This window comes from uncultured Thiodictyon sp. (genome assembly GCF_903946935.1).
In the GTDB taxonomy this organism is placed as follows: domain Bacteria; phylum Pseudomonadota; class Gammaproteobacteria; order Chromatiales; family Chromatiaceae; genus Thiodictyon.
Genome location: NZ_CAJAXH010000151.1, coordinates 71,842 through 83,028, shown reverse-complemented (window position 1 = coordinate 83,028; position 11,187 = coordinate 71,842). Strand labels below are relative to the sequence as shown.

Annotated in this window: 8 protein-coding genes and 1 pseudogene; 3 read left to right on the top strand and 6 right to left on the bottom strand. The window is 63.4% G+C overall.

What is annotated here, in order from left to right; genetic code table 11:
* Positions 1-84: 84 nt before the first annotated feature.
* A pseudogene (locus tag QZX93_RS13625) lies at positions 85-213 on the bottom strand (ISNCY family transposase); the annotation flags it as partial.
* A 360-nt stretch (positions 214-573) separates the two neighbouring features.
* On the bottom strand, positions 574-1,242 hold the full coding sequence (locus QZX93_RS13620) for a DUF2076 domain-containing protein (protein ID WP_295388452.1): 669 nt from the start codon (positions 1,240-1,242) through the stop codon (positions 574-576).
* 167 nt (positions 1,243-1,409) lie between these two features.
* On the opposite strand from QZX93_RS13620, the gene QZX93_RS13615 reads away from it, so the two are divergent.
* Complete coding sequence (locus tag QZX93_RS13615; RefSeq protein ID WP_295388450.1) at positions 1,410-2,414, top strand: ribonuclease T(2); 1,005 nt, start codon at positions 1,410-1,412, stop codon at positions 2,412-2,414.
* 142 nt (positions 2,415-2,556) lie between these two features.
* Complete coding sequence (locus QZX93_RS13610; protein ID WP_295388448.1) at positions 2,557-4,599, top strand: PAS domain-containing hybrid sensor histidine kinase/response regulator; 2,043 nt, start codon at positions 2,557-2,559, stop codon at positions 4,597-4,599.
* Between the two features lie 268 nt (positions 4,600-4,867).
* Here the strand turns inward: QZX93_RS13610 and QZX93_RS13605 are convergent, their stop codons facing one another.
* The 3 genes from QZX93_RS13605 to QZX93_RS13595 all read right to left on the bottom strand — a co-directional run bounded on the left by QZX93_RS13605 (position 4,868) and on the right by QZX93_RS13595 (position 7,891).
* Positions 4,868-6,199, bottom strand: coding sequence for a DNA cytosine methyltransferase (locus QZX93_RS13605; RefSeq protein WP_295388445.1), 1,332 nt, complete (start codon positions 6,197-6,199; stop codon positions 4,868-4,870).
* Positions 6,189-6,638, bottom strand: coding sequence for a very short patch repair endonuclease (locus QZX93_RS13600; RefSeq protein ID WP_295388443.1), 450 nt, complete (start codon positions 6,636-6,638; stop codon positions 6,189-6,191). The genes QZX93_RS13605 and QZX93_RS13600 overlap by 11 nt, the downstream gene beginning before the upstream one ends.
* Before the next feature lie 362 nt (positions 6,639-7,000).
* Entirely contained in the window at positions 7,001-7,891 is an 891-nt protein-coding gene (locus tag QZX93_RS13595) for a phosphoribulokinase (protein ID WP_295388441.1), read from the bottom strand.
* Between the two features lie 253 nt (positions 7,892-8,144).
* Here QZX93_RS13595 and QZX93_RS13590 point away from each other — a divergent pair, with 253 nt between their 5' ends.
* The gene (locus tag QZX93_RS13590) at positions 8,145-10,250 is read left to right on the top strand and encodes an ATP-binding protein (protein WP_295388433.1); all 2,106 of its coding nucleotides are present in this window, start codon (positions 8,145-8,147) and stop codon (positions 10,248-10,250) included.
* A 175-nt stretch (positions 10,251-10,425) separates the two neighbouring features.
* Here the strand turns inward: QZX93_RS13590 and QZX93_RS13585 are convergent, their stop codons facing one another.
* On the bottom strand, positions 10,426-11,019 hold the full coding sequence (locus QZX93_RS13585) for an SIS domain-containing protein (protein WP_295388431.1): 594 nt from the start codon (positions 11,017-11,019) through the stop codon (positions 10,426-10,428).
* Between the last annotated feature and the right edge of the window lie 168 nt (positions 11,020-11,187).

The window sequence follows — 11,187 nt, the reverse complement described above, 5'->3', positions numbered from 1 at the left end:
TCGGCCGCGGGTCTTGCGCGGAGCCGGCCGTAGCGCCTCGAGCATGAAGTCAAACAGGTCATCCCAGGAGTCGAAGGGGAGGTACTGAGCGAGCGCGCGCAGGTGTTCAAAGAACGTCTGGCGCGAGGGCAAGTGGGCGCGCACGGCCCGGTAACGTGGGTCCAGGCAGTCGAGGGCAGTGTGTACGAGATAGGCGAGGATGATCAGGGTCGCGCGCCTCCTCGGATGCGGCGACGGGTTGGAGGATGACCTCGCGAAGATTCACGCACGGGACCTCGGGCAGCGGGGGACCGACGCGCTCTATACCCGGACGGCCCGGCGTTGTCCAGTGTTGCGGACAACCGCCGGTTGCAACACCGGAACCTGGCTAGAACGGTTCCGCCCTGCGGCGACTTGCGGGACCCCGATCAGGCGTTGGCCGGTCGGTATCAGGGTGCTGGCGGCCATGAGGAGGTAGAGCGGCGGGCGCGCCCAGCATCTGCCGACCGATCTCGCCATCGTTGGCGCGGCTGCGATTGCGCGCCCCGACGGCGGCCGGGGTAGCATGCGTGAAGGGCACGCTCGTCACATTCATCACTCGTCCGGCAACTGCGGCTCATCGTCCACTGGCTGCCTGGACGCGGCCGCCGATTCGAGCGGCGCGGCGGCGGCCGTCTCGGCACCAGCACCCGACAGCCCCGCGGCATGGGACTCACCGACACCGAACACGCTGCTCAAGGCGCTCGCTGCCATCATCCCGCCCGCCACCCCCACCGCGGTCGTCAGGGCCGATGACAGGAAACCGCCGCCGCCTGCCGGTGCCGCGCCGAACGGGCCGCGATTGGCGGGTGCCGCCGCGTATTGAGCCCCCGGCGGCAGCGCCGACACCCGCTCTTCGGCCGGTGGGGACGGATTGGACCAGCCCCCGCCGGTCGCCGCCGGCGGCGGCTCCGTCCCCGGCCGCGCCGCACCGACCGACTGACCGGCGCCGCCCCCGAAGAGCCCGCCCAGGAATCTGCCGCCGTCGGCCGCCGGGCGCTGCGCCAATTCTTTCTCCAGGTCCTGGATACGCTGTTGCTGCGCCTGTAGCGCGTGATCCTGGACCAGAATCACCTGGGCCATGTAATAGGGTGTCGCCGGCTGCCGCAACAGGGCATCCGCGATCAGCTGCTCCGCGTCACGGTCGCGGGGAGCTGAACGTTGCTCCGCCTCCTTCAGTTTGCTCATGAGGTCGGCGATCAACTGTTGTTCGTGCTGGTCCATCGGGTCACCTCGCGGTTGGTTGAACGGACTCGGAAAACAGTGCGCTTATGGGTGCAGCGGCGGCCGTTGACCAGGGCCTATGTCCGGTCAAGGCCATCGCCCGGTATCATACGCCCCCGCCCGCCGTCGCCGGCGCCCCGCCCGGGGCCAACATTGAGGATTGCACGATGCACCTGTCTCGCCTTTTGATCCCATTGGCGCTGGGTCTATGGCCCCTGGCACTGGCGGCGGAGCCCTTCGCGGGCAGCCTGATCGCGGAGCGCGACTGCCCGGCGGGCATCTCGACCAAGCATCGGGAGAACCCGGGCGAGATTCGCCTGATGCCGGGTGAACGCTATCGGATCGTCGCGCGCAACAAGCCGCAGCCGACCCACTATCAACTGCGCATCGAGTCCGCACGGCCCAAGGATCGGTGGATCGAGGTCGCGTGCGGCCGGCTCGCCGCGGCGGTGGCGGCCGAATCCCAGCCGCCGCCGGCCGCAAATCCGGCCACGACCGCGACGCCGGCCAAGGGCGGCGGCATGGCTGATCAGTATGTACTCGCCGCGAGTTGGCAGCCCGCCTTCTGCGAAACGCACCCGCGCCGCCCGGAGTGCCAGGACCAGACCCCGGATCGAGCCGACGCGCGGCAGTTCTCGCTCCATGGGCTCTGGCCCCAACCGATCGGACGCGCCTACTGTGGGGTGGCGCCGGCCACCCGCGCGGCCGCGCAGTCGGGCGATTGGCAGCGGCTGCCGGCACCGGACCTCACACCGGCCACGCGCACCGCACTCACGCAGGTCATGCCGGGCGCCCTATCCGACCTGGACCGCCACGAGTGGACCAAACACGGGACCTGCTATGGCACCGATGCCGACACCTATTTCCGTCAGTCCATCGCGCTGCTGGCGCAGCTCAACGGCTCCGCAGTGCAACAGCTCTTCGCGTCCAACATCGGCAAACGCCTGCGCGCCGAAGAGGTACGCGGCGCCTTCGACCGCGCCTTCGGTCCGGGCAGCGGCGAGCGGGTGCGACTGGAGTGCGACCCGAATGGCCTGATCACCGAACTGCGCATCGGGCTCAAAGGCCCGATCGCCGACCGCTCGGCCCTGGGCGGGCTGATCCTGCCGGCACCGACCCGCACCCAGGGGTGTCGCGGCGGCTGGGTCGATCGGGCGGGCGCCGGGCGCTAACGGCTCGTCGCGGCCGGGGGGCCGCTCCTACGCCGCGTAGGAGCGGCCCCCCGGTCGCGAGCTTCTCGCCGCTGCATCCGATTCTGGAGTAGGATCGCCCAACCGCGGGGCGACAACAAACGGGGCGATGCAGAGGCGATGTATGTCAAATCCTGGGGACAACACGGACCGCATGGCACCCGGTACGTCCAGCCTGGTCGACGATGCGGGGGGGCTGGCGGGCAACATCGGCGCCACCATCCTGGACCTCATGCCCAATGGCGTGTCCTTGTGCCGGATGCTGTTCGAGGATGGCGTTCCAGCCGACTACATCCACCTCTATACCAACCCGGCCTTCCACACACAAACCGGGTTGGGGCAAATCTGCGGACAGCGGATCACCGCGGTGATCCCCGGTATCCGCGAATCCGATCCGCTGCTGTTCGAGGTCTATGGGCGCGTCGCCGCCGGGGGTCAGCCGGAGCGTTTCGAGACCCATGTCCAGACCCTCCAACAGTGGTTTTCGATTCAGGTCTTCTGCCCCAAGCCCGAACACTTTGTCACGATTTTCGACGACATCACGCAGCGCAAGCAGCGCGAAGATCAGCTGCGCCTGCAAGCGCTGGTGCTGGATCAGATTCAGGATCATGTGACCGTCACCGATCTGGACGGTACCGTAACCTATGTCAACCGGGCGGAGACAGCGGCGCTTCATTCGTCCGGCGAGGCCTTCATCGGCCGGCATGTTTCGGCCTATGGCGAAGGCCCCCATGCCGATGCGACCCAACAGGAAATCGTCGACGCTACGCTGACGCAGGGGTCCTGGAACGGGACCGTGGTCAACTTGCGGGCCGACGGGTCGTCCATTTTTCTCGATTTGCGCACCACCCTGGTCAAAGACGAAAACGGCCAACCAGTCGCCATGGTGGGCGTCGGCAACGACATCACTGGACAGAAGGCCGCCGCCGCAGAACTTGAGCGCTACCGCCAACACCTGCAAGACCTGGTCGAGGAGCGCACCCGTGAGCTCGTGATCGCCAAGGAGGCCGCCGAAACGGCCAATATCGCCAAGAGCGCCTTCCTTGCCAACATGTCGCACGAGATCCGGACCCCGCTCAATGCCATCACCGGGATGGTCTATCTGCTCAAGCGCTCCGGTGTCTCCGCGCAGCAAGCCGAGCGGCTCGACAAGATCGACGGCGCCGGACACCACCTGCTGGAGATCGTCAACGCGGTCCTGGACCTATCCAAGATCGAGGCGGGCAAGTTCGCCCTCGACGAGACCGAGGTCAATGTCGGCGGCCTGGTCGCCAATGTCGCCTCACTGCTGTTTGAGCGCGCACGTGCCAAGGGACTTCGGCTTACCGTTGAAACCCAACCGCTGCCCCATCCGCTGCTGGGCGATGCCACCCGACTCCAGCAGGCACTCATCAACTATGCCACTAACGCAATCAAGTTCACCGAGGCGCAGCCCGCCACGATCACGCTGCGCGCCCGCGCCATCGATGAGTCCGGCGACAGCGTATTGGTCTGCCTGGAAGTCCAGGACCAAGGCATTGGGATTGCCCCCGAACGCCTAGCCAGGCTCTTTTCCGCCTTCGAGCAAGGGGACACCTCGATCACCCGCAAGTATGGTGGCACCGGATTGGGGTTGGCCATCACCAAGAAACTGGCCCAGTTGATGGGGGGCGATGCCGGGGCGGTGACTGCACCCGGTAGCGGCAGCACCTTCTGGTTCACTGCACGACTCAGGAAGGCGGCAAATCGACCGGGCACCGCGTCCGGCGTGCCGAGCGATGCCGCCGAGGCGGTGTTGGCGCGTGAATATCGCGGCCGCCGAATCCTCTTGGCGGAAGACGAGCCAATCAACCGCGAGGTGACCGCGGCCCTGTTGAGCGATGTGGGGATGGTGGCCGAGATAGCCGAGGATGGCGCACAAGCCCTTGAGCTGGCAAGCCGTAATCGCTATGACCTGATCCTCATGGACATGCAGATGCCCAACCTGGATGGTTTGGAGGCCACCCGGCGCATCCGGGCCTTGGCGCACTGCACGGCGCTGCCGATCGTCGCCCTGACCGCCAATGCCTTCGCCGAGGATAAGGCGCGCTGCGTCCAGGCCGGGATGAATGACTTCATCGCCAAACCGATCGTGCCGGAGGCCCTGTTCGCCACCTTGTTGAGCTGTCTGGAGCGGGCTTCAGCCTGAAACGTGCCGAATCGTCTTCACGCCTGGCTCGCGTTTTAGGACAGCGCGTAAGCCCGGTCGCCCCGAAGGGCGATCCGATAGCGAATTGAGTATACAACATCGCCAATATTTTTCGGTAGAGCGATCCCAATGGCCCCCGCCGCTTCGACAAGATCATGGCGTGCGAATGCAACCTCCGTCATACCCGCATCATAATGATTAAAAACACTTTTTCGACAAGCTTTTTATAGCGATTTTGAGTATTAGTATCCACACTGTTATTCATTTCTCAGATGCCTCTCGCCAGACCGATACCGGCCTCAGTATCCGCTTGACTGCGTTTTCTGGCGCCGCTCTTTCGATCGCGTTTTCCGATGGTTACATCCACGCCCCAAAATCGCGCCGCAGCGCTCATATCCAAGCCGAGCAACAACGGGTCGCCCAACTCGATATCGACATCCGGTCGCTGGCCGACATTTCCCATGGCGGCGATATATTGCGCTGCGAGCATCCGGGCTAGCGGCGGTGGGACAGAGTTCCCCACCTGTCGCGCACCATGCCATTTAGTACGATGGAAGCGAAACCAATCGGGAAAACCATGAAGCCTTGCCATTTCGCGAACCGTAATACAGCGATTATATTCATAGTGAATCGGCCGCGGACTGGTAAAGGCCCCCCGGCTCGAATCGGTGCCGGCGCGCAGGGTATTGCAAATACCATCCGCATCCAGTCGGAAAAACCTCGAGATCGGTTCGACCTCTCCGGACTTGGTATTGGCAAAGCGACGACGAGAAATGTCGGTGTGTTTGGTGGTGGCACTGGAAGTCAATCGCCTGGGCTCCCAGATTCGCGGATGCCCAAAATGCCAGGCGTCAGGTGCGATGCATCGCAATCCGGCGGCGTAAGGCGATGGCGTCCCCCAAGCGTCGGCGATCACGCTATCGTCGACCGCCAGTTCCGGGAATCGCTCGGCATCGGGGATATCGCCCAATGCGTCGCGGCAAGATGGACCTGACGGGAACAGGGTCATCGCGAATTTTTTACCGCAGGGCATCGTTATGGCATCGGGATAATTCGGCAACGGGAGACCTGACTTGGCCCCCATGATGAATAATCGCTCCCGATTCTGCGGCACACCATATTGCGCAGCATTGAGAACCCGCCAAGGAAGGCGAATACGATAGCCGGCACGACTAAACTCGGAGACCAGTTCTTGCAGGAATTGCCGATGACGCCCTAACGTTAGCCCCTTCACGTTCTCGAAAAGAAAGTAGGAGGCGGACAACTCGGTTACCAAGCGCAAAAAATGGCGCACCAAGTTATTTCGCGGATCGTCTAAGGCGCGCTTACCGATGAGCGAAAAGCCTTGACATGGCGGCCCGCCAAAAACCAAATCGACCGGCTTACAGCCGATGCCGGACGCCTTTCGGATATCCAATCCGGTGAGGGCTTCGACCGAGCGAGGAATGACAGTACACTCGGGAAAATTAAACTTGTGAGTAGCGCAGTGAATGGGATCGACCTCGACCGCTGCCACCACGTCGAAACCTGCCTGCTCGAATCCCAAGCTCAGGCCCCCAGCGCCGGAAAAGAGATCGACAGCAATCGGCCTACAATACATTTCGATTCTCCAAAACTTGGCTCGTCACATTGGGAGGACCCAAGAAAGCAGCGACTCTTTCAGTTAATTTCAACGTGTCCTTCAGTTCGCATTGCCATATCGCCAGCGCCCCCCAGCCGGCATCGGCCAAGCGAATGATCTGGTCCATGTCTCGTGCGCGATTCGACGCGATCTTAGCCTTCCAGTATTCCACATTGCTTTTTGGCAAGCGCCCATGAGAACACGCGTGCCCATGCCAAAAGCAGCCATGAACAAAGATGACCTTGCGTCTTTTTCTGAAAACGATATCGGGCGAGCCTGGCAAGTCGCTACCATGTAAGCGGTAACGATAGCCGAGACGATGAAGCAGTTGTCGCACCGTCAATTCCGGACCCGTGTTCTTGCTGGCAACGCGGGACATGATATAACTGCGCCGCGGTTCGGATACATGGTCGATCATAGCGGAAGAGGCAGCATCGCCCGGTTAGCCTACCATAACCATTCTAAAATATAGGGATCGAAAAAATCCGACCTGTTTGGCTCGATCCAGTCGTCATTCCATCATACCGGATCAGCCATTAGCCGGCAGCCGGCTAGCCGTGGACCGTGGGCGTCTCAAGCAGTCGATAGTGTACGCGCCGGGCAGGGGGCTGGCCTCGGCACCTGCAAGCCCCGTTAGTTCGGCCATCGTGGGTGGGGCGGTCCTGGGTGGTTGAAAAACAACGGACGCGCAAGCAGCGCTTGTCAGGGGTTGGTTCCCAAGCGGAGCTTGGGAACCAGGAGTTCGCCTGGGAACCAGGCAGCGGCGCGAGCAGCGTCTAATTAGGCCCGCCGCGCGTCCATCATGCGCTCGATGATGGGCTGAAGGATGATCTCCATGGCCATCCCCATCTTGCCGCCGGGCACCACCATGCTGTTGCGCCGGGACATGAATGAGTCCTTGATCATGGAGAGCAGGAAGGGGAAGTCGATCTGCAATGCCTCAGGATCGCGGAAGCGGATGATGACGAAGCTCTCATCCGGGGTGGGGATATCGCGGGCGATAAATGGGTTGGAGGTATCGACCGTGGCCACCCGCTGGAAGTTGATGTCGGTCAACGAGAACTGGGGCGTGATATAGCGGATATAGTCCGGCATGCGTCGCATGATGGTATCGACGATGGCCTCGGCGGAATAGCCGCGCTCCAGATTGTCCCGATGGATCTTCTGGATCCACTCCAGGTTGACGATCGGCACGACGCCTACACCGAGGTCAACGTGCTCGGCGACATTGTGCTCATCGGACACGACCATGCCGTGCAGGCCTTCGTAGAAGAGCAGATCGGTGCCCTCGGGAATCTCTTCCCAGGGGGTGAACTGACCGGCCTTGAGCTCGGTGCCAAGCCGGGCGTTCTGTTGCGTCGCCTCATCGTCGCTGTGGATGTAATAGCGCTTCTTGCCGGTGCCCGACTCGCCATAGCGGTGGAACAGCTCGGCCAAGGCGTCGAAACGGTTGGCGTCAGGTCCGAAGTGGCTCAGATTGCGACCTTCCGCGCCGGCCCGGGCGGTCTCGGCCTTCATCTCGACCCGGTCGTAGCGGTGAAAGCTGTCGCCCTCGATGACGGCGGCCTGGATGCCGTCGCGGTAAAAGATATGCTCGAAGGCACGCTTGACGGTGGTGGTGCCGGCGCCGGATGACCCGGTGACGGCGACGATCGGATGTTTCCTGGACATAGGTGGTCTCCCCCTCAGCTCTTTAAGGTCCCGCACCTGCCCCCAGTATCCGGCTACAGGGGCAGTGGCGGGGTTTATCGTTCGAGATCGTTCGCGACCGGAATTTTGAGCACTATACAATCGGCTAATATACCATGACCGGCTCGGCCGGACGCCAGCGGAGTTTGGCCGGGGCCGGGCGTCGGGGCGGGTTCGGCCGCCGCCGGAGGGCATGGCGTGTACATATATCGATGACAGCACAGCGGGGGCGACGATGACAACCAAGCAGGGGTTTGCCGGGCTGCCGGCAGACTTGTTAGCCAATCCGGAGTTCCAATCGTCCGCGGTCCGGCTGGGCGTGTGGGTCTTCGGCACCTTCTATATCGGACTCGCGGCCTGGACCAACTACTACAAGGTCGATATCCCGTACTTTCTTACGGTCTTCGGCGTTTTCATCGTGGCCTTGACCGGGATCTTCGTCAGCATCCTGATACGCCCGGTCTGGCCGGCGCGGCGCTATGTGTCCATGTCCCTGGACATCGTCGTCATCAGCCTGGCGATTTTCATCACTTGCGAGGCGATCAGCCCCTTTTACCTTCTGTATATCTGGATCTTCATCTCCGCCGGGACCCGCTACGGCACCCGCTATCTGGTGCTGGCCTCGGTCGAGTCGGTGGTGGCCTACAGCCTGGTGCTGACCACCCTGAATCAATGGTCGAAGCACCCCTTTGAAGCCGTCTTCTTCCTCCTGCTGCTGGTGTTCCTGCCGCTCTATCAATACTCCCTGTTGCGGCGCGTACAGCGGGCCAAGGACGAGGCCGAGCGCGCCAACAAGGCCAAAGGGGACTTTCTGGCCTTCATGACCCACGAGTTGCGCACCCCGCTCACCGGTGTCATGGGCATGACCGAACTACTCAAGACCACGGCCCTGGACACTGAGCAGCAGGATTATGTGACCGCTATCGCCCAATCGGCCAAGATGTTGAATGCACTGATCGGCGATATCCTGGACTTCTCCAAGATCGACGCGGCCAAACTCACGCTGGAGCACCGGCCCTTCCAGCCGCGCGCCGTGGTGCGGGAGGTCTGTGGAGTGCTGGAGGGCCTGTCCATGTTCAAAGGGTTGGAGCTGATCTGCGAGGTGGCCCCGCAGGTACCCGAGACCCTCATCGGCGATCAGCTCCGGGTGCGACAGATCCTCTTCAATCTGGTCGGCAATGCGGTGAAATTCACCGAGGAGGGCGAAGTCCGGGTACGGGTCACGGTGAGCCCCCCGGCGCAGCGCATCAAGGAACCACACGTGCTGCTGGAGGTGGAAGACACCGGGATCGGTATACCCGCCGACAAGATCGCGCATATCTTCGAGAGCTTCCGCCAGGCGGACGACTCCACCACCCGCCGCTTCGGCGGCTCCGGCCTCGGCACCACCATCGCCCTGGAACTGTCGCGCCTGATGGGCGGCAACATCGGTGTCGCCAGCGAAGAGGGACTTGGCAGTCGCTTCTGGGTCCGGCTGCCGCTGCTCGGCGCTGCACCATCCCCGCCACCGACCTCAGTGAGCCGCCTGCAAGGACTGCACGCCTTGATCTTGGAGTATAACCATAGCCAACGCGACCTCATGTGCGCGGCACTGGAGCCCGCGGGGGTCAACTGTCACGCGCTGGCCGATCCATCCGAGATCATGGCCCTGGGCATCGCGGCGGCGGACCTGGACTTCCTGGTCATCGCCGACCGACTGCCGGGGCAGGACCTGGCGGCGATCCGCACCAAGGTGAACGCGCTCCTTGGCTCCGCAGAGGGCAGCGAGCACCCCGCCCTGCCCTGTCTCTTCCTCGTCTATGCGGCGCGCCGGCCCGCCGGGCCAACGCCGCGGGCGAGTTGTCTGAGCAAGCCCTTCCTCGCGCCGGACCTGGTCGCGGCCTTGGAGCAACTGCTCGGACTGGTGCCCGGGCCCTCGCCGTGCGCCGTGCAGACATCGGGATTTGCGGGCGCCGCCGCGGCCGCGTTCACTGGCATGCACGTGCTGGTGGCCGAGGACAATGACATCGCGGCCAAGGTGATCGCCACCTTTCTCACCAAGATGGGCATCGTCTCCACGCGGGTGCAGGACGGCGAACAGGCGTTGCGCGCCGCACTCGCCGAGAATTACAGCATCGCGTTCATCGACCTGCGGATGCCCAAGCTCGACGGGATTGCCTTCACCCGCCGCTACCGCGCGCTCGCCGGCGCACGCGAGTTGCCCATCGTCGCACTGACCGCCAACGCCTCCGAAGATGTCAAACAGGAGTGCCTCGCGGCCGGCATGGCCGACTTCCTCGCCAAACCGGTGAGCCCAGAGCTCTTGCGCCAAACCATCGAGCGGCTGGCGGTGCGGCAATAAACCAGTCAAGAAACATTGTCACGCCAAACCGCCAAGAAACACAACGCAATGTGCCCAGCATCCAGATCACCCGCCGGGTTAATTGCCCAGCGCCGCTACCATACTGAAAAACCTTGGCGTCTTGGCGTCTTGGCGTGAGAAAAATCAGCTGATATAGCGCTCACGGAGGGCATTGTCAGGCGGTACCCGCAATCGCCTCCACCGCCTCGCACAGGAAATGGCCGAGCATCAGGTGGACCTCCTGGATGCGCGGGGTCTCATCGCTCGGGACGGCGAGTACGGTCTCGGCCGCCTCGCTGAGATCGCGCCCGCGCTCGCCGGTGATCAGGACCCGCTGCACACCCAGTTCACCCGCCACCGCCAGCGCCCGCAGGATGTTGGGCGAGCGCCCACTGGTGGAGAGCGCCCAGAGCACGTCCCCAGGTCGGGCCAGGGCCGCGAGTTGGCGGGCGAAGACCTCGGCAAACGAAGAGTCATTCGCCACCGCGGTGGTGGCGCTCAGGTCGAAACCCAGTGCAATGGCCGCGAGCGGGCGCCGGGTCTTGTCCAGGAAGGTACCGATCAACTCGCCGCTCAGATGCGTCGCCTCGCCGGCACTGCCGCCATTGCCGCAGATAAAGAGGGTCCTGCCGGCCTGGATGGCGGCGGCGGTCTGACCCGCCGCACGCACCGTGGCCGCGAGCAGTGTCCGATCGGTGCGCACCAACTCCAGCAAGTCGGCCGTGGCCCGCAACCGGGCCGCGAGTCGCTCGCCCAGCGCTTCAGTCATCTGGATTGTCATTTTGTCGCTCACGCCAAGGCGCCAAGCTCGCCAAGAAATACAATAGGGTAGATGACGTCACCAGCTCCCCCGCCGGGTGAATAGCCCAATGCCGATCACACACTGAAAAACCTTGGCGAGCCTGGCGCCTTGGCGTGAAAAACAATTCCGTCCAGG

Coding starts and splice junctions, on each gene's coding strand:
- QZX93_RS13620 (WP_295388452.1), bottom strand. CDS start 1,242: ATGGACCAGCACGAACAACAGTTGATCGCCGACCTCATGAGCAAACTG.
- QZX93_RS13615 (WP_295388450.1), top strand. CDS start 1,410: ATGCACCTGTCTCGCCTTTTGATCCCATTGGCGCTGGGTCTATGGCCC.
- QZX93_RS13610 (WP_295388448.1), top strand. CDS start 2,557: ATGTCAAATCCTGGGGACAACACGGACCGCATGGCACCCGGTACGTCC.
- QZX93_RS13605 (WP_295388445.1), bottom strand. CDS start 6,199: ATGTATTGTAGGCCGATTGCTGTCGATCTCTTTTCCGGCGCTGGGGGC.
- QZX93_RS13600 (WP_295388443.1), bottom strand. CDS start 6,638: ATGATCGACCATGTATCCGAACCGCGGCGCAGTTATATCATGTCCCGC.
- QZX93_RS13595 (WP_295388441.1), bottom strand. CDS start 7,891: ATGTCCAGGAAACATCCGATCGTCGCCGTCACCGGGTCATCCGGCGCC.
- QZX93_RS13590 (WP_295388433.1), top strand. CDS start 8,145: ATGACAACCAAGCAGGGGTTTGCCGGGCTGCCGGCAGACTTGTTAGCC.
- QZX93_RS13585 (WP_295388431.1), bottom strand. CDS start 11,019: ATGACTGAAGCGCTGGGCGAGCGACTCGCGGCCCGGTTGCGGGCCACG.